The organism is Mammaliicoccus sp. Dog046 (assembly GCF_034039665.1).
Lineage (GTDB): Bacteria > Bacillota > Bacilli > Staphylococcales > Staphylococcaceae > Mammaliicoccus.
The window spans coordinates 2,379,755-2,405,021 of sequence record NZ_CP120131.1 but is presented as its reverse complement, the minus strand read 5'-3'; the positions used below and the strand labels follow the sequence as shown (position 1 = coordinate 2,405,021).

The 25,267-nt window shown below is 35.1% G+C and carries 27 protein-coding genes and 1 other annotated feature; of the genes, 26 read left to right on the top strand and 1 reads right to left on the bottom strand.

The genetic code is table 11. The features are described from left to right. The first annotated feature begins 52 nt into the window (after positions 1 to 52). Together pdxS and pdxT are read left to right on the top strand one after the other, a co-directional pair. Positions 53 to 940 (top strand): pyridoxal 5'-phosphate synthase lyase subunit PdxS, encoded by an 888-nt coding sequence (gene pdxS / locus P3U32_RS11935; protein WP_323703399.1) that lies wholly within the window; start codon positions 53 to 55, stop codon positions 938 to 940. Between the two features lies 1 nt (position 941). Beyond that, positions 942 to 1,517 (top strand): pyridoxal 5'-phosphate synthase glutaminase subunit PdxT, encoded by a 576-nt coding sequence (pdxT, locus tag P3U32_RS11930; protein ID WP_323703398.1) that lies wholly within the window; start codon positions 942 to 944, stop codon positions 1,515 to 1,517. Positions 1,518 to 1,567: 50 nt separating this feature from the next. Here pdxT and P3U32_RS11925 read toward each other — a convergent pair whose 3' ends face one another. Next, positions 1,568 to 2,788, bottom strand: a complete 1,221-nt coding sequence (locus P3U32_RS11925) for a NupC/NupG family nucleoside CNT transporter (RefSeq protein WP_323703397.1) — start codon at positions 2,786 to 2,788, stop codon at positions 1,568 to 1,570. Between the two features lie 174 nt (positions 2,789 to 2,962). Here P3U32_RS11925 and P3U32_RS11920 point away from each other — a divergent pair, with 174 nt between their 5' ends. The 24 genes from P3U32_RS11920 to rpoB all read left to right on the top strand — a co-directional run bounded on the left by P3U32_RS11920 (position 2,963) and on the right by rpoB (position 25,258). After that, complete coding sequence (locus P3U32_RS11920; RefSeq protein ID WP_323703396.1) at positions 2,963 to 3,424, top strand: CtsR family transcriptional regulator; 462 nt, start codon at positions 2,963 to 2,965, stop codon at positions 3,422 to 3,424. A 16-nt stretch (positions 3,425 to 3,440) separates the two neighbouring features. Beyond that, positions 3,441 to 3,977, top strand: a complete 537-nt coding sequence (locus tag P3U32_RS11915; protein ID WP_323703395.1) for an excinuclease ABC subunit B — start codon at positions 3,441 to 3,443, stop codon at positions 3,975 to 3,977. Further along, entirely contained in the window at positions 3,978 to 4,982 is a 1,005-nt protein-coding gene (locus P3U32_RS11910) for a protein arginine kinase (protein WP_323703394.1), read from the top strand. It begins immediately after the preceding gene. A gap of 23 nt (positions 4,983 to 5,005) precedes the next feature. Next, the gene (locus tag P3U32_RS11905) at positions 5,006 to 7,468 is read left to right on the top strand and encodes an ATP-dependent Clp protease ATP-binding subunit (protein ID WP_323703392.1); all 2,463 of its coding nucleotides are present in this window, start codon (positions 5,006 to 5,008) and stop codon (positions 7,466 to 7,468) included. A 153-nt stretch (positions 7,469 to 7,621) separates the two neighbouring features. Continuing rightward, positions 7,622 to 8,992, top strand: coding sequence for a DNA repair protein RadA (gene radA / locus P3U32_RS11900; protein ID WP_323703391.1), 1,371 nt, complete (start codon positions 7,622 to 7,624; stop codon positions 8,990 to 8,992). 22 nt (positions 8,993 to 9,014) lie between these two features. After that, positions 9,015 to 10,073, top strand: a complete 1,059-nt coding sequence (locus P3U32_RS11895) for a PIN/TRAM domain-containing protein (protein ID WP_323703390.1) — start codon at positions 9,015 to 9,017, stop codon at positions 10,071 to 10,073. A 1-nt stretch (position 10,074) separates the two neighbouring features. Beyond that, a complete protein-coding gene (gene ispD, locus P3U32_RS11890) occupies positions 10,075 to 10,767 on the top strand; it encodes a 2-C-methyl-D-erythritol 4-phosphate cytidylyltransferase (protein WP_323703389.1) in 693 nt (230 codons plus the stop codon). Next, the gene (gene ispF / locus P3U32_RS11885) at positions 10,755 to 11,228 is read left to right on the top strand and encodes a 2-C-methyl-D-erythritol 2,4-cyclodiphosphate synthase (protein ID WP_323703388.1); all 474 of its coding nucleotides are present in this window, start codon (positions 10,755 to 10,757) and stop codon (positions 11,226 to 11,228) included. The genes ispD and ispF overlap by 13 nt, the downstream gene beginning before the upstream one ends. A gap of 22 nt (positions 11,229 to 11,250) precedes the next feature. Then, on the top strand, positions 11,251 to 12,705 hold the full coding sequence (gene gltX, locus P3U32_RS11880) for a glutamate--tRNA ligase (protein WP_323703387.1): 1,455 nt from the start codon (positions 11,251 to 11,253) through the stop codon (positions 12,703 to 12,705). A gap of 254 nt (positions 12,706 to 12,959) precedes the next feature. Continuing rightward, entirely contained in the window at positions 12,960 to 13,601 is a 642-nt protein-coding gene (gene cysE / locus P3U32_RS11875) for a serine O-acetyltransferase (RefSeq protein ID WP_416361228.1), read from the top strand. Next, positions 13,585 to 14,988, top strand: a complete 1,404-nt coding sequence (cysS, locus tag P3U32_RS11870) for a cysteine--tRNA ligase (protein WP_323703386.1) — start codon at positions 13,585 to 13,587, stop codon at positions 14,986 to 14,988. The genes cysE and cysS overlap by 17 nt, the downstream gene beginning before the upstream one ends. Positions 14,989 to 15,001: 13 nt before the next feature. Further along, a complete protein-coding gene (locus P3U32_RS11865; protein WP_323704889.1) occupies positions 15,002 to 15,391 on the top strand; it encodes a Mini-ribonuclease 3 in 390 nt (129 codons plus the stop codon). Further along, positions 15,384 to 16,130 carry a 23S rRNA (guanosine(2251)-2'-O)-methyltransferase RlmB gene (gene rlmB, locus P3U32_RS11860; RefSeq protein ID WP_323703385.1) on the top strand — a complete coding sequence of 249 codons (747 nt, stop codon included), beginning with the start codon at positions 15,384 to 15,386 and terminating at the stop codon, positions 16,128 to 16,130. The genes P3U32_RS11865 and rlmB overlap by 8 nt, the downstream gene beginning before the upstream one ends. Continuing rightward, a complete protein-coding gene (locus tag P3U32_RS11855) occupies positions 16,130 to 16,648 on the top strand; it encodes an NYN domain-containing protein (protein ID WP_323703384.1) in 519 nt (172 codons plus the stop codon). The genes rlmB and P3U32_RS11855 overlap by 1 nt, the downstream gene beginning before the upstream one ends. A 78-nt stretch (positions 16,649 to 16,726) precedes the next feature. After that, entirely contained in the window at positions 16,727 to 17,341 is a 615-nt protein-coding gene (locus P3U32_RS11850; RefSeq protein ID WP_323703383.1) for a sigma-70 family RNA polymerase sigma factor, read from the top strand. A gap of 50 nt (positions 17,342 to 17,391) precedes the next feature. Beyond that, positions 17,392 to 17,532 carry a 50S ribosomal protein L33 gene (gene rpmG / locus P3U32_RS11845; protein ID WP_323703382.1) on the top strand — a complete coding sequence of 47 codons (141 nt, stop codon included), beginning with the start codon at positions 17,392 to 17,394 and terminating at the stop codon, positions 17,530 to 17,532. Between the two features lie 14 nt (positions 17,533 to 17,546). After that, complete coding sequence (gene secE / locus P3U32_RS11840; protein WP_323703381.1) at positions 17,547 to 17,726, top strand: preprotein translocase subunit SecE; 180 nt, start codon at positions 17,547 to 17,549, stop codon at positions 17,724 to 17,726. 14 nt (positions 17,727 to 17,740) lie between these two features. Then, complete coding sequence (gene nusG, locus P3U32_RS11835; protein WP_323703380.1) at positions 17,741 to 18,292, top strand: transcription termination/antitermination protein NusG; 552 nt, start codon at positions 17,741 to 17,743, stop codon at positions 18,290 to 18,292. A 147-nt stretch (positions 18,293 to 18,439) separates the two neighbouring features. Then, complete coding sequence (gene rplK, locus P3U32_RS11830; protein WP_025904858.1) at positions 18,440 to 18,862, top strand: 50S ribosomal protein L11; 423 nt, start codon at positions 18,440 to 18,442, stop codon at positions 18,860 to 18,862. A 114-nt stretch (positions 18,863 to 18,976) separates the two neighbouring features. Beyond that, the gene (rplA, locus tag P3U32_RS11825) at positions 18,977 to 19,669 is read left to right on the top strand and encodes a 50S ribosomal protein L1 (protein WP_323703379.1); all 693 of its coding nucleotides are present in this window, start codon (positions 18,977 to 18,979) and stop codon (positions 19,667 to 19,669) included. 41 nt (positions 19,670 to 19,710) lie between these two features. After that, positions 19,711 to 19,851 (top strand) — a sequence feature (ribosomal protein L10 leader region). Positions 19,852 to 19,894: 43 nt separating this feature from the next. After that, positions 19,895 to 20,401, top strand: coding sequence for a 50S ribosomal protein L10 (gene rplJ, locus P3U32_RS11820; protein WP_323703378.1), 507 nt, complete (start codon positions 19,895 to 19,897; stop codon positions 20,399 to 20,401). Positions 20,402 to 20,443: 42 nt separating this feature from the next. Then, positions 20,444 to 20,806 carry a 50S ribosomal protein L7/L12 gene (gene rplL / locus P3U32_RS11815; protein WP_416361227.1) on the top strand — a complete coding sequence of 121 codons (363 nt, stop codon included), beginning with the start codon at positions 20,444 to 20,446 and terminating at the stop codon, positions 20,804 to 20,806. Positions 20,807 to 20,888: 82 nt separating this feature from the next. Continuing rightward, positions 20,889 to 21,497 (top strand): class I SAM-dependent methyltransferase, encoded by a 609-nt coding sequence (locus P3U32_RS11810; protein WP_323703377.1) that lies wholly within the window; start codon positions 20,889 to 20,891, stop codon positions 21,495 to 21,497. 206 nt (positions 21,498 to 21,703) lie between these two features. Further along, positions 21,704 to 25,258 (top strand): DNA-directed RNA polymerase subunit beta, encoded by a 3,555-nt coding sequence (rpoB, locus tag P3U32_RS11805; RefSeq protein ID WP_323703376.1) that lies wholly within the window; start codon positions 21,704 to 21,706, stop codon positions 25,256 to 25,258. Positions 25,259 to 25,267 lie beyond the last annotated feature (9 nt).

Below are 25,267 nucleotides of genomic sequence, written 5' to 3'. Positions count from 1 at the left end.
AGAATTTAGTATAACCTACTAATAAGCGATTTAAAAGGAGGAAATATTTAAAATGTCTAAAATTACTGGATCAGATAAAGTTAAAAGAGGTATGGCAGAAATGCAAAAAGGTGGCGTCATCATGGATGTCGTTAACGCAGAACAAGCAAAGTTAGCTGAAGAAGCTGGAGCTGTAGCTGTTATGGCGTTAGAACGTGTACCTTCAGATATTAGAGCAGCAGGTGGCGTTGCAAGAATGGCAGACCCTAGAATTGTTGAAGAAGTAATGAAAGCTGTATCAATTCCTGTCATGGCTAAAGGTAGAATAGGTCATATTACAGAAGCGCGTGTATTAGAATCTATGGGCGTTGACTATATAGATGAATCTGAAGTGTTAACACCTGCAGATGAAGAATATCATTTAAAAAAAGATGACTTCACAGTACCATTTGTATGTGGTTGTCGTAATTTAGGTGAAGCTGCGCGTAGAATTGGTGAAGGTGCAGCAATGCTTCGTACGAAAGGGGAACCTGGTACAGGTAATATCGTTGAAGCTGTACGTCATATGAGACAAGTGAATGCTGAGGTACGTAAATTAGTTGTTATGAGTGATGATGAAATAATGACCGAAGCTAAAAATATAGGTGCACCTTATGAAATATTAAAAGAAATTAAAGACTTAGGCAGATTACCAGTCGTAAACTTCGCAGCAGGCGGTGTAGCTACACCAGCTGATGCAGCATTAATGATGGAATTAGGTGCAGATGGCGTATTCGTTGGATCAGGTATCTTTAAATCTGAAGCACCAGAAAAATTTGCTAAAGCGATTGTTCAAGCTACGACGCATTATCAAGATTATAAATTGATTGCTGAACTTTCAAAAGAACTAGGACCAGCGATGAAAGGTTTAGACATTAATCAATTATCATTAGAAGAACGTATGCAAGAGCGTGGATGGTAATATGAGAATAGGCGTCTTAGGATTACAAGGTGCAGTTAGAGAACATATTAAGCATATTGAACAATCTGGTCATGAAGGTGTCTCTATAAAGCGTGTAGATGAATTAGAAACGATAGATGGACTTGTATTACCTGGTGGAGAATCAACAACGATGCGTCGATTGATGGACTTATATGGTTTTACGGAAGTGTTGAGAGAAAGCGACATACCAATGTATGGTACATGTGCAGGATTGATTCTACTAGCAACAGATGTAGTCGATCAAGAAAGCCATTTAAATAAATTAAATGTTGTCGTTGAAAGAAATTCATTCGGTAGACAAGTGGATAGTTTTGAACAATATTTGGATGTGAGTGGTATTGAAGAACAAGTGAATGCAGTATTCATCAGAGCGCCACATATTCAGTCAGTGGGAGATAATGTGGAAGTGTTATCTACTGTTGAAGATAAAATTGTAGCGGTAAGACAGAACCAATACTTGGGTATTTCATTCCATCCAGAATTAACTGATGATTATAAAATAATGAATTATTTTATTGAAGAGATAGTAGAAAAACATCGCGTAAAACAAATATAAAAATAAGGCACGAGTAAAGAATTTAAATTCTTTACTCGTGCCTGTTTTGTTTATAAGAAGAATCCAGCAATTGTTGCAGATAAGAATGATACGAGTGTAGCACCGTATAATAATTTTAGACCAAATCTTGCAACATTATCGCCTTGTTTATCGTTTAATGATTTAACTGCACCTGCAATGATACCAATTGATCCGAAGTTTGCGAATGAAACTAAGAATACAGAAATGATACCTGTAGCTCTTTCAGAAATGTTAGCGTCTGGTAAGATACCCATTGCAACGAATTCATTTGAAAGTACTTTAGTTGCCATGATACTACCTGATTGAACAGCATCTGACCAAGGAATACCTGTGAAGAATGCAAATGGTGCAAAGATAAATCCAATCAATGTTTGGAAGTCCCATGAAACTGATCCGCCAGATGCAAAAGTAATAATACTTGTTGTTACACCATTTAGAAGACCGATTAAAGCAACATAACCAATTAACATTGCTGCAACAATAACAGCTACTTTAAATCCATCTAAAATATATTCTCCAAGCATTTGGAAAAATGACTGTTTTTCTTCAGATTCTTGAATCATAATGTCATCTTCTTTAGGATCTACAGTATAAGGATTAATGATGGATGCCATGATGAATCCGCCAAATAAGTTTAATACAATTGCCGTAACAACATATCTCGGTTCAACCATAGTAAAGTATGCACCAATAATAGATGCTGAAATAGTAGACATTGCAGATGCTGTTAAAGTATACATACGATGTTTAGGAATTAATGGAAGTTGTTTCTTAATTGAGATAAACACTTCAGATTGACCTAGAATCGCAGAAGCAACTGCGTTATATGACTCTAATTTTCCCATACCGTTAATTTTTGAGATAACTAGACCTAAATATTTAATGATAAGCGGTAAAACTTTTATATATTGTAAGATACCAATTAAAGCTGAAACAAATACGATTGGCATTAATACATTAAGGAAATAAACAGAAACCGGTTTATCCGATTTTGGATCAATATTTGCCATACCAGCAAATACAAAGTTAATACCTTCCATTGCTTTAGCGATAATATAACTAAAACCGCTTGAAATACCACCGATGATTGTTAAACCACCTGTTGTTTTTAATAATAAGAAAGCAAATATAAATTGAATAACAATCATTAAACCTATGTACTGCCATCTTACGCGCATTTTATCTGAACTCACTATCCAAGCCAAAAACAGGAACAATAAGATACCAATAATCCCGATAATATAATGCATACTAGACACACCTCTCCCAAATTAATCTCACTTTAATAACCTATCATATATCATAACTTATTTCATTTGAAAGCGGTATACATATTTTGAAATTTTTATAGAAACAAATTAATTGAAATAATAAAGTACAGAACATATAATATAGTCAAAGAAGGTCAAAAGAGGTGATGATGAATGCACAATATGTCGGATATCATTGAGCAATATTTGAAACAATTATTAGATGAAGCTCAAGGTGATGTCGTTGAAATTAAACGTGCCCACATAGCAGAAAAGTTTGACTGCGTACCTTCTCAGTTAAACTATGTTATTAAGACACGATTTACTAATGAACATGGATATGCTATTGAAAGTAAAAGAGGCGGTGGAGGTTATATCCGTATTTCCAAAGTCGAAACAAATAGTCAATCAGCTTTTATTAGACATCTAATCGATTTAACGGGTGATCAAATATCTCAAGCAAATGCATTTAGAATCGTTGATGGTTTGTTCAACAATGATTTAATTACGGATAGAGAAAAGAAAATGATTTTGCAAACCATTCATCGAGATACTTTACAAATAGATATACCATATAGAGATATTATTCGAGCAAATATATTGAAACGTATACTTGCCGTCATACATTATAGTTAAAAAAAGGAGTGACAGTATGCTTTGTGAAATTTGTGGAAAAGAAGAAGCTACCATTCAGTTAACATCAACAGGTAAGAAACATAATACAGAACAATGGATTTGTAAAAACTGTGCTTCAGAACATTTTTATTTTCAAGATGATCAAATGAATGATCAAAATGTAGATCAAGAATTTGTTGTGAACCAATTTTTACAATATCTCGTAGGAAAGCACGGTATTAACTTTAAACAAGTCCAACCACAAGAAGAAAAGCACTGTCCTACTTGTGGTATGACGCTCCCTGACATTGCTAAAGTAGGGAAGTTTGGTTGTCATGATTGTTATGAAACTTTTAAAGATGATGTTCCTCAAATCATTAGAAGAGTTCAAGCAGGAAGTGGCGAACATACAGGTAAGATACCTGTTTCTTCAAGAAGTAAAATTCAACTCAAACAGCAAATTGCGGAAAAAGAAAAAGTGCTACAATGTTTAATTGAAGAACAAGCCTTTGAAGATGCAGCTGTAGTACGAGATGAAATTAAAGCTTTGAAAGCAGAAGGTGAGGTCGAGTAAATGGAAGAACATATTAATGAACATATGAGTGATTGGATGAAAGAGAAAGAAGATACACCAATCATCATGAGTTCGAGAATCAGACTTGCGCGTAACCTTCAAGACGAAGTTCATCCACTCAAATATGAAGATGAAGCATCAGGAAACAAAGTGATTGAGAAAGTGAGCAAAGCATTATCAGATTTGAAACTGACACGTCTATCAGATTTGACTGAACTTGATCAGAATAAGCTTGTGTTCAAACACTTAATTAGTCCTGCACTAACGAAACAAATTGCAGGTGCAGTATTGTTGAATGATGACGAATCTACAAGTGTAATGATCAATGAAGAAGATCATGTACGCATTCAAGTGATGGGGAACAACCTCGTCTTAAAAGAACTCTATGAAACAGCTTCGAAATTAGATGATGAGTTAGATAAACATTTAACGATATCTTATGATGAACAACATGGATTTTTAACGACGTGTCCAACTAATATTGGTACTGGTTTAAGAGCGAGTGTCATGTTGCATTTGCCCGGACTAAGTATTATGAAACGTATGAAAAGAATTGCCCAGGCAATTAATCGATTTGGTTATACAATTCGTGGTATATATGGAGAAGGTACAGGTGCTTTAGGTCATGTGTATCAAATCTCTAATCAGTTAACTTTAGGAAAAACTGAAGAAGAAATCATCGAAGATTTAACACAAATTGTAGAACAAATTATTAGTGAAGAAGAACAAATTAGAAAAAGATTAGATCGTTTCAATCATTTAGAGACAAAAGATAGAGTTTTTCGTGCTCAAGGAATTTTAAAATCAGCACAGTTAATATCAGTTGAAGAAGCTTCATTAAGGTTAAGTGAAATGAAACTGGGTATTGATTTAGGACATATCGAGCGTAATAACTTTAACTTTGATAATTTAATGGTTACAATACAAACACCATTCTTTGAAGAAGAATCGGCTGAACAAACTGTAGATGAAAAACGAGCAATGTTTTTAAGAAACCATATATAAATATAAAAATAGGAGGTTAGTTTATGCTATTTGGTAGATTAACAGAACGCGCACAACGTGTACTTGCACACGCACAAGAAGAAGCAATGAGATTAAATCATTCAAATATAGGTACAGAACATTTATTGTTGGGCTTAATGAAAGAGCCTGAAGGTATTGCGGCTAAAGTATTAGAAGCATTTGGTATTACTGAAGAAAAAGTCACAAAAGAAGTTGAAAACTTAATTGGACACGGCCAAGAGCAAGTTGGGGCAATCCATTACACGCCTAGAGCGAAAAAAGTTATCGAGCTTTCAATGGATGAAGCGAGAAAACTTAATCATACATTTGTGGGCACAGAACATTTATTATTAGGTCTGATTCGTGAAAACGAAGGTGTTGCAGCTCGAGTATTTGCGAACTTAGATTTAAATATTACGAAAGCACGTGCTCAAGTAGTGAAATCACTAGGCAGTCCTGAACAAGGATCTAAAAATGCACAAACGACTAAAAACCAAGCAACGCCAACTTTAGACGGACTTGCAAGAGATTTAACAGTCATCGCACAAGATGGTACGTTAGATCCAGTTATAGGTCGTTCAGATGAAATTACAAGAGTGATTGAAGTTTTAAGTAGAAGAACAAAAAATAACCCAGTATTAATTGGTGAACCAGGTGTCGGTAAAACAGCGATTGTTGAAGGCTTAGCCCAAGCGATTGTTCAAAATGAAGTTCCAGAAACTTTAAAAGGTAAACGTGTTATGTCACTAGATATGGGAACAGTTGTAGCTGGTACGAAATATCGTGGTGAATTTGAAGAAAGATTGAAAAAAGTAATGGAAGAAATTCATCAAGCAGGAAATATCGTATTATTCATTGATGAACTTCACACGCTTATCGGTGCAGGTGGCGCTGAAGGTGCAATCGATGCTTCAAACATCTTGAAACCAGCACTTGCACGTGGAGAACTACAATGTATCGGTGCAACAACATTAGACGAATATCGTAAATACATTGAAAAAGACGCTGCGTTAGAAAGACGTTTCCAACCAGTCACAGTAGATGAACCTAATACAGAAGATTCTATTTCAATTTTAAAAGGATTAAGAGATCGTTATGAAGCCCATCACCGTATCAATATTTCAGACGAAGCTATTGAAGCGGCTGTGAACATGAGTGATCGTTATATATCTGATAGATTCTTACCAGACAAAGCGATTGACTTAATAGATGAAGCAAGTTCTAAAGTAAGACTTAGAAATTATACAACACCACCAAGTCTTAAAGAACTTGAATCAGAATTAGAAACAGTTAAAAAAGAAAAAGACGCTGCTGTTCATTCACAAGAGTTTGAAAATGCGGCTAATCTAAGAGATAAACAAACTAAATTAGAAAAACAATTAGAAGATACTAAAAACGAATGGAAAAAAGCACAAGGTGAGAAAAACACATGTGTAACTGCTGAAGATATTGCTGTTGTTGTTGCTAATTGGACAGGCGTTCCGATTACAAAATTAAACGAAACAGAATCAGAGCGTCTATTGAACTTAGAATCTATTCTTCATAACCGAGTGATCGGTCAAAATGATGCAGTCAAATCTATCTCTAAAGCAGTAAGACGTGCTAGAGCAGGTTTGAAAGATCCTAAGAGACCAATCGGAAGCTTTATATTCCTTGGACCAACTGGTGTCGGTAAAACAGAACTTGCACGTACTTTAGCAGACGCTATGTTTGGTGAAGAAGATGCAATGATTAGAGTCGATATGAGTGAGTTTATGGAGAAACATTCTGTCAGCCGTCTTGTAGGTTCTCCTCCGGGATATGTTGGACATGATGATGGTGGTCAATTAACTGAAAAAGTAAGACGTAAACCATACTCTGTCATTCTATTTGATGAAATTGAAAAAGCACATCCAGACGTATTTAATATCTTATTACAAGTATTAGATGACGGTCATTTAACAGATTCTAAAGGTCGCAAAGTAGACTTTAGAAATACAGTTATCATTATGACTTCAAATGTTGGGGCACAAGAACTTCAAAATGCTAAATTTGTTGGATTTGGCGCTAAAGAAAGTGGTCCTGACTATGAAACAATTAGAAAAACAATGATGGACGAACTTAAACAACAATTCAGACCTGAATTCTTAAACCGTGTAGATGATATTATCGTATTCCATAAACTTGAGAAAGATCATCTAAAAGAAATTGTTACTAAAATGGCAAGCGATTTAACAAAACGCTTATCTGAACAAGGTATTCATATTACACTTTCTGATGCTGCTCAAGAAAAAATTGCAGACGAAGGATTCGACCCAGAATACGGTGCAAGACCATTAACACGTTCAATTCAAAAAAATGTAGAAGATAACTTAAGTGAATTAATTCTATCTGGTCAAGATTTAGTTGGTAAAGATATCGTTGTTGATTATAGAGAAGATGAATTTAAATTTGATTTGTCTGAGCATAAAGAAGATAAAGATAACCAAGAAGCAACTAAAGCATAATTTCAAAAATAGATTTTAATTATATAAATAGCTCGCAAACTATTCATACCAATAGTTTGTGAGCTATTCTTTTAATGTTAAAGTATATAAAATTGTTTTTAAAGGCAGTCAAGTTTAAAATATAACTATTCAATTAACACGGAGGTAACATGTATGGCAAAGAAGAAAGTAGTATTTGAGTGTTTGGCCTGCGGATACCAATCTCCAAAATGGATGGGTAAATGCCCTAATTGTGGTGGATGGAACCAAATGGAAGAATCTATAGAGCATAAAGAAACTAAAGGTCCGAAGAATACTTTTAAATCAGATGTTCCTGCTCAAAAGATTGAAAAATTAAAAGATGTAAAAGAAGAAGACACACCGAGAATCAAAACAAAAATAAATGAATTTAACCGCGTTCTAGGCGGTGGCGTAGTCGAAGGATCACTTGTATTGATTGGTGGGGATCCTGGTATTGGTAAATCAACGTTATTATTACAAATTTGTGCAGCTTTATCTCAACAGAAGAATGTGTTGTATGTATCAGGTGAAGAATCTGTAAGACAAACTAAATTAAGAGCGGAACGTCTTGTCGAAGATTCTGGAGAATTAAATGTTTATGCAGAGACCAATTTAGAGATTATACATAGCATGGTCCAAAAGGAAAAACCAGATGTGTTAGTAATCGATTCAATTCAGACTGTATATCATCCTGAGGTTACATCTGCACCTGGATCTGTTTCTCAAGTGAGAGAATGTACGCAAAATTTAATGCATATTGCTAAACAAATGAATATTGCTACGTTTATCGTCGGACATGTAACGAAAGATGGGCAAATTGCAGGACCGCGACTATTAGAACATATGGTGGATACTGTTTTATATTTCGAAGGAGATACACATCATGCATATCGTATATTGAGAGCGGTGAAAAACCGTTTTGGCTCAACGAATGAAATGGGTATTTTCGAAATGAAACAAACAGGGCTTAACGAAGTGACCAATCCATCTGAAATGTTCCTTGAAGAAAGAACGAAGCATGTGTCAGGCTCAACAATCGTTGCTACAATGGAAGGGACGAGGCCGATATTAGTTGAAGTTCAGGCGCTTGTGACACCGACAACTTTCCACAATCCGAGAAGGATGGCGACAGGTATTGACCATAATCGATTAAGTCTGTTGATGGCTGTATTAGAGAAGAAAGAGAACTTCTTATTACAACAACAAGATGCATACATCAAAATTGCCGGTGGTGTTAAATTAAGCGAACCAGCTGTTGACTTAAGTATTATAATAGCAATAGCATCTAGTTTCCAAGATAAGCCGACGAAAGGTGATGATTGTTTTGTTGGTGAAGTTGGATTAACTGGTGAAGTAAGAAGAGTTGCGAGAATTGACCAAAGAGTTCAAGAAGCGGCTAAATTAGGATTTAAACGAATTGTCATACCTAAAAATAATATTAAAGGTTTAGAATTCCCAGAAGGCACTGAAGTTATCGGGGTTTCAACAACGAGAGAAGCATTGAAAATTGCGTTTAATGCATAATTAACCATTAGGAGGTTAACGTATGAAAATTTTAAAAGGACTCATTATTTTGTGTTACTTAGTCATTGGATATTCACTCGGCATCATGGTGATTCCTGAGTTAATCAATGCTTTTAGTATACAACCGACACAGGTGCTATCTAATCCATATATCGATGGATTTATTGGGGCAGTAGTCATGTTCTTATTATTTGGCTTTTTAATAGACAAAATTGTAGACATGGCCGATCAAGGTGAAAAATATTTACTTAAGAAAAGTATTCTAGAAATATTCTTTGCAACTGTTGGCGTTATGATTGGATTAATGATTGCTGTAATGGTTTCATTCATATTAGAAATGATTGGCGCGCCTGTATTGAAGCATATATTACCTATAATTATTGCTGCTTTCTTAAGTTATTTAGGCTTCCAAATAGGGCTGCAAAAGCGCGAAGAAATTTTGAGGATTTTTCCAGAAAGTATATCTAATTCATTAACGAGACAAACAACAGTGAGATATGCAAAGTTGTTGGATACAAGTGCGATTATTGATGGACGTATACTAGATGTTGTTAAATGTCACTTTTTAGACGGTGAAATTCTTGTTCCTCAAGGTGTCATTGAAGAGTTACAAGTAATTGCGGACGCAAAGGATAGTATAAAGAGAGATAAAGGTCAACGTGGGTTAGATATTTTAAATTCATTAAAAGAAACGGACTTTTCAATTTCTATTATAGAACCTAACTCAACACATAAAGATGTTGACGCATTGTTGATTACATTAGCTAAAAAGTATAATGCAAGTATTATTACGACGGATTATAACTTGAATAAAGTTTGTGCTGTCCAAGGCATTAAAGTCTTGAATGTAAATGATTTATCAGAAGCGATTAAACCTGTATTACATCAAGGTGATATATTTGATTTATTAATAACGAAAATTGGTAAAGAAGATGATCAAGGTGTCGGTTATTTAGATGATGGCACAATGGTCGTTATAGAAAGAGGAAGAGAATATATTGGTAAGACGATTCCTGTAGAAGTTATGAGCTTACTGCAAACTTCTTCAGGCAGAATTATATTTGCGAAGAAGGTGTCATAAATTGGGATTTACATTGATTATACCTGCAGCTGGACAAGGTAAAAGAATGGGGAGAAACGTCAATAAGTTGTTCTTAAAAATTGCTGGAGAAACGATTATTCGCCGCACTGTATCCGTATTTCAAAATATGGAATCATGTAATCAAATCTATGTAGCTGCACATCCAAACGAAGTAGATAAAATGAGAAACCATTTAAAGGATTTTACTAAAGTGGTCGATGTCATTGCTGGTGGCGAGGAACGGCAAGATAGTATTTATAAAGTATTAAAAGTGATACAAGATGCTGAAATTATCATGGTTCATGATGGCGCAAGACCACTCGTAACTGAGGATGTTGTACAGCGCTTATATCGACAAACAATAATACATCATGCGGCGGTATTAGCTGTACCTGCGAAAGATACTATAAAAAGCGTTAAGGAAGGGATCATTCAAGAAACGTATGATCGTTCAACAGTATGGCAAGTACAAACGCCACAATCCTTTGAAAAAGAAATTTTAATAAATTCTTATGAATTTGCGAAAAGAAGATATTACAATGGCACAGATGATGCCTCGTTAGCTGAAAAATATGGATATGATGTTTATATTACAGATGGGGATTATAATAATATAAAAATAACAACTGAAGAAGATATCTTCATTGCTGAGGCAATATTAGAAAGACGAGGTAAAACAAAATGTTTAGAATAGGATATGGGTATGATGTTCATGCATTTGATGAAACACGTCCATTGATCATAGGTGGAATTGAAGTTGAACATCGCCAGGGGCTTAAAGGACATAGTGATGCAGATGTTTTATTACACGCAATTACTGATGCAATCCTTGGTGCTGCAAGTTTAGGAGATATCGGAAAACTGTTTCCGGATACGGATCCAGCCTTCAAAGATGCAGATTCGAAAAAATTATTGGCTGAAGCATATGCACAAGTTTTGAAAAAAGGATATAAACTTGGAAATGTAGATGCTACAATTATAGCTGAGCAGCCTAAATTCAGACCACATATTGATCATATGAGAGAAACTATTTCAACGATCTTTGGCGTGTCTGTAGACGATGTTAATGTGAAAGCGACAACCAATGAAAAATTAGGTTTTCTAGGTAGAGAAGAAGGCATACAAGCACAAGCTGTGGTATTATTAACTAAGTAAAGAAAAAAACAGGAGTGAGACGATGAGTACCAAAGTAAGAGTAAGATACGCGCCAAGTCCAACTGGTTACTTACACATCGGTAACGCAAGAACCGCATTATTTAACTATTTGTTTGCTAAACATTATGATGGGGACTTTGTTATACGTATTGAAGATACAGATATAGCCAGAAATTTAGAAGATGGAGAAACATCACAGTTTACTAACTTAGAGTGGTTAGGATTGAACTGGGATGAATCTGTTGATAAAAATGGAGGATACGGTCCATATCGTCAATCAGAACGTGGACATATATATCAACCACATATCGATAAACTGTTAGCTGAAGATAAAGCATATAAATGTTATATGACTTCAGAAGAGTTAGAAGCGGAACGTGAAGAACAAATTGCACGAGGTGAAATGCCACGTTATGGTGGTAAACACGCACATTTAACTAAAGAACAACAAGAAGCATTTGAAGCAGAAGGTAGACAACCAAGTATTCGATTCAGAGTACCTCAAGATGAAGTGTTTACATTTAATGATATCGTTAAAGGCGAAGTATCATTTGAATCTAATGGTATCGGTGACTGGGTCATCGTTAAAAAAGATGGTGTACCGACGTACAACTTTGCGGTAGCAATTGATGACTATTTCATGGAAATCTCACATGTTATTCGTGGTGACGACCATATTTCAAATACGCCTAAACAACTTATGATTTATGAAGCTTTAGGATTTGAACCACCACAATTTGCGCATATGACTTTAATCGTAAATGAAGAGCGTAAAAAATTAAGTAAACGTGATGGACAAATACTACAATTTATCGAGCAATATAGAGACTTAGGTTATTTACCAGAAGCAATCTTTAACTTTATTGGTTTATTAGGTTGGTCTCCAGAAGGTGAAGAGGAAATTTTCTCTAAGGAAGAATTCATTAAAATCTTTGATGAAAAGCGTCTTTCTAAATCACCAGCTTTCTTCGACAAGAAGAAATTAGAATGGATTAACAATCAATACATGAAAGAAAAAGATGCTGATACAGTATTTGAAATGACAATTCCACACATGGTTAAAGCTGGTTTATTATCAGAAAGTCCTTCCGAAGACGAATTGTCTTGGGCGAAAGACTTAGTAGGATTATATCAACAACAAATGAGCTATGCTGGAGAAATTGTTCCTTTATCTGAGTTATTCTTTAGAGATCATTTAGACTTTAATGAAGAAGCACAAGCTGTATTAGATGAAGAACAAGTACCAACCGTTATGGCTGAACTTGCAAATCAACTTGAAAGTTTAGAACCGTTTGAACCAGCTGAAATTAAGAAATCTATTAAAGCTGTTCAAAAAGAAACAGGCATAAAAGGTAAACAATTATTTATGCCAATTCGTGTTGCCGTATCAGGACAAACACACGGTCCAGAACTTCCTAATACAATTGCATTATTAGGTAGAGAAAAAGTATTAGCAAGATTAAAACGTTTCGTTTGATTTTTTAATCGCGAAAAATTATTATAAAAATGACTTGAAGGCCAAGTAGTTTTAGAAATGTGAAATTAGAGAGCGCATGTTAGCTGAGAATGTGCCACATGACTTTAACGAATGCACCTTGATTACACAAGATGAATATATGGATATTTAATGAGTGAGCATTTTATATGCTAAAAAGAGTGGAACCGTGCAGGAAAGGCACCTCTAGCAATTATTGTTAGAGGCGCCTTTTTGCTATCTGAGGGGGGATTTTAATGTTTAAAAGAGTCAAAGATGATATTCAAATGGTATTTGAACAAGACCCAGCTGCAAGATCATCATTTGAAATCGTAATGACTTACTCAGGCATACATGCAATATGGAGTTACTTAATAGCCAATTGGTTTTTCAAGAAGAAAATGTATTTCATTGCACGATCAATATCACAAATTTCTCGCTTTTTTACAGGGGTTGAAATTCACCCTGGGGCAACTATAGGGAAGCGATTATTTATAGACCATGGTATGGGTATAGTAATAGGTGAAACATGTCGAATTGGCAATAATGTAACGATATATCAAGGCGTGACATTAGGTGGAACAGGTAAAGAACGAGGTAAACGTCATCCGGATATTGGAGATAATGTACTAATTGCTGCAGGTGCTAAAGTATTAGGGAATATCGAAGTCGGAAGTAATGTGAATATTGGTGCGAACTCTGTTGTGTTAAATGATGTACCAGATTATTCGACGGTAGTTGGCATTCCAGGTCGTATCGTTAAACAAGATGGATTAAAAGTAGGGAAAAACTTTAATCATACGAATTTACCTGACCCGATTTATGAACAATTAAAAGAATTAGAACGTCAACTTGAAAAGACGAAGAATGGAGAGATTGTTGATGATTACGTTATATAATACGTTAACAAGACAAAAGGAAGAATTTATTCCAATTGAAGAAGGTAAAGTTAAGATGTACGTTTGTGGACCAACCGTATATAACTACATTCATATAGGGAATGCAAGAGCGACTGTCGCATTTGATGTTGTTAGAAGATATTTAGAATATCGAGGATATGATGTTCAATATGTATCTAACTTTACAGATGTTGATGATAAATTAATTAGAACTGCAAATGAACTAGGTGAAACCGTACCTGAAATAGCAGATCGTTTCATTGAAGCTTTCTATGAAGATACAGGCGCGTTGAATTGTAAACGTGGCACTGCGAACCCACGTGTAATGGATCATATGGATGATATCATTGCCTTTATCAATGTACTTGTAGAAAAAGGTTATGCATACGAAAGTGGTGGAGATGTTTATTATCGTACGCGTCGCTTTGATGAGTATGGTAAATTAAGTCATCAATCACTAGATGATTTGAAAGTCGGTGCAAGAATTGAAACTGGCGAACAAAAAGAAGACGAATTAGATTTCACTTTATGGAAACAGGCTAAACCAGGAGAAATTAAATGGGAAAGTCCATGGGGTGAAGGTAGACCGGGATGGCATATTGAATGTTCAGTTATGGCTCAAGTGCATTTAGGTGACACAATTGATATTCATGCTGGTGGTACTGATTTACAATTCCCTCACCATGAAAATGAAATTGCACAATCAGAAGCACATAACGATAAGACATTTGCTAACTATTGGATGCATAATGGCTTTGTAAATATTAACAACGAGAAGATGAGTAAATCTTTAGGGAACTTTATTTTAGTACATGACATCATTAAAGAAATTGATCCAGACGTGTTGAGATTCTTTATGGTCGGTGCACATTACAGAAGCCCTATTAACTATGATTTGGATTTAGTGAATGCAGCTAAAAGAGGATTAGAACGTATTCGTAATAGCTATAAATCATTAGAAGACAGAACAGAATTTGCATTAAATGAATCAGATGAAACTGATGCGTATATTTCAAATATTGATCGTATTTTAAAAGATTTCGAAACATATATGGATGATGACTTTAATACTGCAAATGCGATGACTGCTTGGTATGACTTAAACAAACTAGCGAATAAATATTTATTAGAGAATACAACTTCGACACAAACGATTCAACGTTTTAAAGAAGTATATCAAATTTTTAGCGATGTATTAGGTGTGCCTTTAGTTGGTAAAACACAAAATGAACTATTGGATGAAGAAATTGAATCATTAATCGAAGAGAGAAATGAAGCGCGTAAAGCTAAAAATTTCCAAAGAGCAGATGAAATCAGAGATTTATTAAAAGAACAGAACATTATACTTGAAGATACGGCTCAAGGTGTGAGGTTTAAACGTGGATAAATTATCTGTGAAGATGTTGAACCCTTTATCGCTAGCGTATATGGGAGATGCCATTTTAGATACGTATGTTCGTAAACATATTATTATTAAAATTAAAGGAAAACCAAATCGGTTGCATCAACTTTCTAAACAATATGTTTCAGCTAAAGGACAAGCCTTTGTATTAAACCACTTAATTGAAGAAGGATATTTTAACGAAGAAGAATTAGATGTTATTAAACGTGGTAGAAACGCAAAAAGTTATACAAAAGCTAAAAATACAGATATTCAAACGTATAGAAAAAGTTCTGCTATCGAAGCGGTAATCGGATATTTGTATTTAATAGACAACATTGAACGACTAGAAGAATTGATAAATAAAATGATTGAAATAACAGAGGAAAGGGTGAGTGCGAATGGATGAATCTATTATTGTAGGTAGGCACGCTGTGAAAGAAGCAATTACTTCAGGTCACACAATTAACAAAGTGCTTATTCAAGAAGGCATTAATAAAAAACAAATTGGTGAAATTTTAAAAATTGCAAAATCTGAAAAAATAGTAGTACAGACGGTTCCAAAGTCAAAAATTGACTATCTTACCGATGTGCCACACCAAGGTATTGCAGCACAAATAGCGCCATATCCGTATAAAGAGTTAGAAGATTATATTTCTGAAACAAAAGATATAGACCATCAACCTTGCTTGTTAATGTTAGATGGATTAGAGGACCCGCACAACTTAGGTTCTATTATGAGAACTGCAGATGCGATTGGTATTGATGGCATCATTATTCCGAAGAGAAGATCAGTACAATTGAATGCAACAGTTGCTAAAGCTTCTACGGGAGCGATTCAACATGTACCAGTTATACGAGTGACGAACTTACCGCAAACGATTGAGCGACTTCAAGAAGTAGGATACTGGGTAGCGGGTACAGATGCAAACAACGCTACTGACTATCGTCAAATGGATGCGGGAATGCCATTAGTGATAGTTATAGGTAGTGAAGGCGAGGGTATGAGCCGTCTAGTGAAAGATAAGTGTGATTTCTATATTAAATTACCAATGGTTGGACACGTAAACAGTCTTAATGCATCCGTTGCAGCAAGTTTGCTTATGTATGAAGTTTATAGAAAAAGGCATCCAATAGGACAGTCATAATGAAAGATATCTATTTGATTATCGATGGTTATAATTTAATAGGACAGTCAAAGGAGCTTTCTTCTATTGCACAAGTATCTTTGGAAGAAGCAAGAGATAAACTGTTAATTACACTTATTAATTACAACACGCAACATGATGGAGAAATGATTGTCGTATTCGATGCATATGGTGTAGAAGGTACAGAATCAATTGAAATTAAACATGGCGTGAAAGTTGTTTATACAAAAGGAAAAGAGACTGCGGATAGTTATATTGAAAAGCTCACATATGAACTATACCGAAAACACATTACGCATATTACAGTTGTAACTAGTGATATGAGTGAACAACACGCTATATTTGGTTCAGGTGCATACAGAATTTCTTCGAGAGAAATGTGGACGACTATTTCAAATCAAGAATCTGTAGTAACAAAGCACTTATCTGAAATTGAGACGAAGACACCAAGAAATAGATTGAACTTACCTGATGAAGTATTGGCACAATTTGAAAAGTGGCGTAGAAATAATAAATAAAAATCAATTTTTGAAGTTTGATTAGATTTGTTCAAGCTCTGTAAAATATGTTCAAGACTATGATAAGGAATGAACATCATGAATGGCATCGATACAGAGAATAAACTTTTAGAATGTATATACGACATTCAAAAAGGAAACGTTGAAAAATTTAATCAATTATTGAAATCGATTGATTGTGACATTATTAGAAGGTTAAACACATTACGCATATCTAAAGAAGATCGAGAAGATATCGCACAAATTATTAGATATAAGATATATAAGCAATTATTGACGCTTAATATCGATAACGGTGAATCGTTCTCTAAATGCGTAAACGTTATTATTAAGAACGCTAAAGTTGACTATATTCGTAAAACCCAAAGTTTTAAGTACAAAATGAATTTTGAATCTTTACGTATTGACGATGATTGTGGCGAAGGCTATCGATTGGCGGAGTGTATTTCAGACAATAAATCGCAAACTTTTGAAGAAGCGATGATAATCAAAAATGTATTATTAAATCTACTAAAACATAAAAGACTAACTACTATGGAAGTAAACGTAGTAAAATTGACTTTGGCAGGGAAAACCAAAAAAGAAATATCAAAAGAATTAAATGTGCCAGTCAAACTTATATATAACGCACAATATCGTGTAAAAAAGAAATTAAATAGAGCCGAAATTACTGCGGCTTTGTTTGACAATTAGGTGTTTTGTTTTGTATATTAATCTAGGATTAGAATGAATTAGGTGAGAAGATGAGAAAAGTACCTTTAAATTGCGAGAAATGCGGAGCTAGGAATTACACAGCCCCAAAGAAAGAAACAAATCAACGCTTAGAGCTGAAAAAGTTTTGTAAAACTTGTAATACGCATACATTGCATAAAGAATCCATCTAAAAGGAGGAAAATCAATGGCTAAAAAAGAAAATTTCTTTCAAGGCGTAAAATCAGAAATGCAAAAGACAAGTTGGCCAACGGGTAAAGAACTTGTTAAATATACAACAATAGTAGTTTGCACAGTAATCTTTTTCTTAATCTTTTTCTATGCATTAGATTTAGGAATTTCAGAGTTAATTAATTTGATAAGATAGTAAGGAGTGACGAAATGTCAGAGGATATCAGTAGTGCTAAACGATGGTACGCAGTTCACACATATTCAGGTTATGAAAATAAAGTAAAAACAAACCTTGAAAAGCGTGTAGACACAATGAACATGCAAGAGCAAATCTTTAGAGTAGTAATTCCAGAAGAAGAAGAAACTTCAATTAAAGATGGTAAAGCAAAAACACAAATCAAAAAGACTTTCCCTGGTTATGTATTAGTAGAATTAATCATGACAGATGAATCATGGTATGTTGTAAGAAATACGCCAGGTGTTACAGGATTTGTCGGATCAGCGGGTGCAGGTTCTAAGCCAAACCCATTATTACCTGATGAAGCGAAATTCATCTTGAAACAAATGGGTATGTCAGAGAAAACGGTTGACGTTGAAGTTGAACTTGGAGAACAAGTTCGTGTCACAAGTGGACCATTTAGTAACCAAGTTGGTGAAATCAGAGAAATAGATGTTGAAAAGTATAAATTAACAGTACTTGTTGATATGTTCGGCAGAGAAACACCTGTTGAAGTAGAGTTCGATCAAATTGAAAAGTTGTAATAAAACACTTGAAATTTAAAGATTTCAATGTTATTATTTAAAGGTCGCGCTCGGACTATGCGCAACCATTTCGTCACGAAATGAAGAGTGGGAGGGTAAAATATCATTACCCCATGACCACATCACGATATCAAGGAGGTGCACATCGTGGCTAAAAAAGTAGTTAAAGTAGTTAAATTGCAAATTCCTGCAGGTAAAGCAAACCCAGCACCACCAGTTGGTCCTGCATTAGGTCAAGCCGGTGTGAATATTATGGGATTCTGTAAAGAATTCAACGCTCGTACACAAGAGCAAGCAGGTTTAATCATTCCAGTTGAAATTACAGTATTTGAAGATCGTTCATTTACTTTCATCACTAAGACACCACCTGCAGCAGTATTACTTAAAAAAGCAGCTAAAGTTGAAAAAGGTTCAGGTGAACCAAACAAAACTAAAGTTGCAACAGTAACTCAAGATCAAGTACGTGAAATTGCTAACACTAAAATGCCTGACTTAAACGCGGCATCTGAAGAAGCAGCTATGCGTATTGTTGAAGGTACTGCACGTAGCATGGGTATTGTCGTAGAATAATTGAAATTTTAAAGTTTAAGCAGGCGGCTATATCGCTGTCTGCTATTGCATTGTCTTTTGACGATGCACGTGGGAGGTAACATTCCGCTAAAACCACTAAAGGAGGAAATCAAAATGGCTAAAAAAGGTAAAAAGTATCAAGAAGCAATTGCTAAAGTTGACCGAAACTCAGTATACGCTGTAGAAGAAGCAATCAAATTAGCAAAAGAAACAAGCACTGTAAACTTTGATGCATCTGTAGAAGTTGCATTCCGTTTAGGTATTGATACTCGTAAAAATGACCAACAAATCCGTGGAGCTGTAGTATTACCACACGGAACTGGTAAAACACAACGTGTATTAGTATTCGCTAAAGGTGATAAAATCAAAGAAGCTGAAGAAGCTGGAGCAGATTATGTAGGTGAAGAATACATTAATAAAATCAACCAAGGTTGGTTCGAATTTGATGTAATCGTTGCTACACCTGATATGATGGGTGAAGTTGGTAAACTTGGTCGTGTATTAGGACCTAAAGGTTTAATGCCAAACCCTAAAACTGGTACAGTTACTATGGATATCAAAAAAGCAGTTGCAGAAATTAAAGCAGGTAAAGTAGAATACCGCGCTGAAAAATCTGGTATTGTTCATGCATCTATTGGTAAAGTATCATTTGATGAACAACAATTAGTTGAAAACTTCAAAACTATCCAAGATACATTAACTAAAGCTAAACCATCATCATCTAAAGGTACTTACTTCAAGTCTGTTGCTGTTACAACAACAATGGGCCCTGGTATCAAGATCGATACAGCTGGCTTTAAATTATAATAAATAAATATTGACTTCACATCCAAAACACGTTATAGTTTTGGATGTGTAATATTTAACCTAAGACAGTAGGAGTTCATTTTGTAACTTAAAATCCAATCCTACCGAGGCCTAAATTGACTTGAACGTATAAATTTCAAGCACTTTTTGCCGTGGGTAAAAAGTGCTTTTTTGTTGAGAAACCTCATCATAAAAGCACGTAACAAATAATATGGAGGTGTAGAGATGTCTAATTCAAAAATCGTTGAAGTGAAACAACAAAAAGTTGATGTAATTACTGATCAATTTAAAAACTCTGTTTCAACTATCATTGTGGATTACCGTGGTTTAACAGTTGCACAAGTTACTGAATTACGTAAACAATTACGTGAAGCTGGTATCGAATATAAAGTTTACAAAAATACTTTAGTTCGTCGTGCTGCTGAAGCTGCTGGAGTCGAAGGTTTAGAAGAATTCTTAACTGGTCCTAACGCAATTGCTTTTTCTAATGAAGAAGTTGTTGAACCAGCAAAAATTCTTGCAGACTTCGCTAAAGCGAACGATGCGTTAGAAATCAAAGCAGGTGTTATTGAAGGAAAAGTTGTTACGGCAGAAGAAGTTAACACAATCGGTTCATTACCATCAAAAGATGGCCTTGTATCAATGTTACTATCTGTATTACAAGCTCCAGTTCGTAACTTTGCTTATGCAGTTAAAGCTGTTGGAGAACAAAAAGAAGAAAGTGCTGAATAATTCAGCAACAAACTAAAATAAAATTAACGGAGGAAATATATCATGTCTAACGAAAAAATTATCGAAGCAATTAAAGAAATGTCAGTATTAGAATTAAATGACTTAGTAAAAGCTATTGAAGAAGAATTTGGTGTAACAGCAGCAGCTCCTGTAGCAGCAGCTGGCGCAGCTGGTGGAGACGCAGCAGCTGAAAAAACTGAATTCGACGTTGAATTAACTTCAGCTGGAGATTCAAAAATCAAAGTTGTTAAAGCAGTTAAAGAAGTAACTGGTTTAGGCTTAAAAGAAGCTAAAGAAATCGTAGACAACGCTCCTAAAGTTGTTAAAGAAGGATTATCTAAAGAAGACGCTGAAGCTTTAAAAGAAAAATTAGAAGAAGTTGGCGCATCTGTAGAAGTAAAATAATCACTGTATTAAATCAAAAACCCGTTATTATCATGATAACGGGTTTTTCTTTACTCATTAAATGTATTAAAGAGGTGGCGTTATGAGTCATTATTATGATAATGATCCAAATGTTAAATCGGAAAGAGAAAATTTCGATTATTTATACCGCGACATCAAACTCTCCCTTCAGACAGATCACGGCGTTTTTTCTAAAGGAAAAATCGATTTTGGGTCTGACTTATTAATTTCTACGTTTCTGAATGCTTATCCCCCAGGTCCTAAAAAGAAAATATTAGATGTAGGCTGTGGTTATGGACCTATTGGTTTAATGTGTGCTAAAGTGCAACCATATAGTGAAATTACACTGTTAGACGTTAATGAACGTGCGATAGGATTAGCGAAAGATAATCAAAAGTTGAATCAAATCGATAATGCAGATATCAAAGTGAGTAATTGCTTAGATGCAGTTATAGATTTAGAATTTGATTTTGTATTAACGAATCCACCAATCAGAGCTGGTAAGGAAATTGTTCATCGAATTATTGAGCAAAGTGGTCAAGTTTTATGTAAAAATGGCGAACTTTGGTTAGTCATTCAAAAGAAACAAGGTATGCCTTCAGCGAAGAAAAAAATGGAAGATATTTTTGGTAATGCAGAAACGATTGAAAAAAGCAAGGGTTATTACATTTTAAAAAGTGTAAAAGCTTGATTTTGGTGTTTTGTTCTGATATAGTAATAGAATGTTAAAAATTATATTCAATAAGTGTGTACTTTTGCGTCGCCCTTAATTGAATGTTAGGAATAAGTCGTACGAAATAGAAAATGGAATCATTGACTTTCCGTTTTCTTTTTGTCTTATTATATTTATTTTGTAAGACGCAAAGTTATATTCACAATATTTGAGGGGTGAATCTGTTGACAGGTCAACTTATCCAGTATGGAAGACATCGTGTTCGTAGAAGTTATGCGCGAATTTCCGAGATTTTAGAACTACCTAACTTAATCGAGATTCAAACGAAATCATATGATTGGTTTCTTAAAGAAGGTTTACTTGAAATGTTCCGAGACATTTCTCCGATTGATGACTTTACAGGTAACTTATCTTTAGAGTTTGTAGATTACCGTTTAGGTGAACCAAAATATGATTTAGAAGAGTCTAAAAACCGTGATGCGACTTATGCAGCGCCATTACGTGTTAAAGTCCGTTTAATTAATAAAGAAACAGGCGAAGTGAAAGATCAAGAAGTATTTATGGGTGATTTCCCATTAATGACAGACACAGGTACTTTTGTAATTAATGGTGCTGAACGTGTTATTGTATCTCAGCTTGTTCGTTCACCATCCGTTTACTTCAATGAAAAAGTTGATAAAAACGGTAAAGTGAGTTTTGGAACAACTGTAATTCCTAACCGTGGTGCATGGTTAGAATATGAAACAGATGCTAAAGATGTTCCATATGTAAGAATAGATAGAACACGTAAATTACCAATTACAGTATTAGTCCGTGCTTTAGGCTTTTCAACAGACCAAGAAATTTTAGATTTACTTGGTGATAATGAATATCTTAGAAATGCATTAGATAAAGATAATACTGAAACAACTGATCAAGCATTGCTTGAAATCTATGAGCGTTTACGTCCAGGAGAACCACCAACAGTAGAAAATGCTAAAAGTTTACTTTATTCTCGTTTCTTCGATCCAAAGCGCTATGACTTAGCGAGTGTTGGTCGTTATAAAATGAATAAAAAATTACACCTTAAACACCGTTTGTTCAACCAAACTTTGGCTGAACCGATTGTAGATGTTGAAACAGGTGAAATTGCTGCTGAAGAAGGTACAGTTCTTGATCGTCGTAATTTAGATAAAATTATCGACGTATTAGAATCAAATGCCAATATTCATGTTTATGAACTTAATAGCGGTGTATTAGATGAGCCGGTAGAAGTTCAATCAGTAAAAATTTATATTCATGGCGACGAAGAAAAACGTACAACAACAGTTATTGGTAATGCATTCCCTGATGATGCTGTGAAATGTATTACTCCAGCAGACATCATTTCTTCATTATCATATTTCTTTAACTTGTTGCATGGTGTAGGTTATACAGATGATATTGATCACCTTGGTAACCGTCGTTTACGTTCAGTTGGCGAATTATTACAAAACCAATTTAGAATTGGTTTATCACGTATGGAACGTGTTGTACGTGAACGTATGTCAATTCAAGACACTGATTCAATCACACCTCAACAATTAATAAATATTCGTCCAGTTATTGCGTCAATTAAAGAATTCTTTGGTAGTTCTCAATTGTCACAATTCATGGACCAAGCAAACCCATTAGCAGAGTTAACGCATAAACGTCGTTTATCTGCACTTGGACCCGGCGGTTTAACTCGTGAACGTGCTGGTATGGAAGTACGTGACGTTCACTACTCTCACTATGGTCGTATGTGTCCAATTGAAACACCAGAGGGACCAAACATTGGTTTAATTAACTCATTGTCAAGTTATGCAAGAGTTAACGAATTTGGTTTCATTGAAACACCATATCGTAAAGTAAACATTGAAACAAACCAAGTTACAGACAGAATTGACTACTTAACAGCTGATGAAGAAGATAGCTATGTAGTTGCGCAAGCAAACTCAGTTCTAGATGAAACTGGTCGATTTGTTGACGATGAAGTACTTTGTCGTTTCCGTGGTGATAACACTACTAAACCTAAAGAACGTATGGATTATATGGATGTTTCGCCTAAACAAGTAGTTTCAGCTGCGACAGCATGTATTCCATTCCTTGAGAACGATGACTCTAACCGTGCACTTATGGGTGCGAACATGCAACGTCAAGCGGTACCTTTAATGAACCCAGAAGCACCATTTGTTGGTACTGGTATGGAACACGTTACAGCACGTGATTCAGGTGCAGCAGTAGTTGCTAAGTATAAAGGTAGAGTAGAACACGTTGAAGCAAAAGAAATCCTAGTTAGACGTATTGTTGAAGAAAATGGTAAAGAAATTGAAACGGAACTAGACCGTTACCCATTATCTAAATTCAAACGTAGTAACTCAGGTACTTGTTACAACCAACGTCCAATTATTGCTAGTGGCGACATCGTAACAAAAGGTGAAATTTTAGCTGACGGTCCTTCAATGGAACTAGGTGAAATGGCACTTGGACGTAACGTTGTTGTTGGTTTCATGACTTGGGACGGTTATAACTATGAGGATGCCGTTATCATGAGTGAACGTTTAGTTAAAGATGACGTTTATACTTCAATTCATGTTGAAGAATATGAATCAGAAGCTCGTGATACTAAATTAGGACCTGAAGAAATTACGCGTGATATTCCAAATGTTTCTGACAATGCACTTAAAAACTTAGATGATCGTGGTATCATTTATGTCGGTGCTGAAGTTAACGATGGAGATATCCTTGTTGGTAAAGTAACGCCTAAAGGGGTAACTGAACTAACAGCTGAAGAAAGATTATTACATGCTATCTTCGGTGAAAAAGCGCGTGAAGTTCGTGATACATCACTACGTGTACCACATGGTGCAGGCGGTATTGTATTAGATGTTAAAGTATTTAATAGAGAAGAAGGCGATGATTCATTATCTCCAGGTGTAAACCAATTAGTACGTGTATATATCGTTCAAAAACGTAAAATACATGTCGGAGATAAAATGTGTGGACGTCACGGTAACAAAGGTGTAATTTCTCGTATTCTTCCAGAAGAAGATATGCCTTACTTACCAGATGGCACACCAATTGATATCATGTTAAACCCATTAGGTGTACCTTCTCGTATGAACATCGGACAAGTATTAGAACTTCATCTTGGAATGGCAGCTAAGAATTTAGGTATTCATGTTGCTTCACCAGTATTTGATGGTGCAAACGATGATGATGTTTGGACAACTATTGAAGAAGCAGGTATGGCTCGTGATGGTAAAACTGTACTTTATGATGGACGTACAGGTGAACCATTCGACAACCGTGTATCTGTAGGTGTAATGTACATGCTTAAACTTGCACACATGGTCGATGATAAATTACACGCACGTTCTACAGGACCATACTCACTTGTTACACAACAACCACTTGGCGGTAAAGCTCAGTTTGGTGGACAACGTTTCGGTGAGATGGAGGTATGGGCACTTGAAGCATATGGTGCTGCATATACACTACAAGAGATTTTAACTTACAAATCTGATGATACTGTAGGTCGTGTTAAAACTTATGAATCTATCGTTAAAGGTGAAAACATCCCTAAACCGGGTGTACCTGAATCATTCCGCGTATTAATGAAAGAGTTACAAAGTTTAGGTCTTGACGTTAAAGTTATGGACGAACATGATAACGAAATTGAAATGCGTGATTTAGAAGATGAAGATATGATAGATAAAAAAGTTGATTTAGGCGTTTCACAAGATGCATCAATAGAAGGACAACAAGTAACTGATTAAAAGTTAATA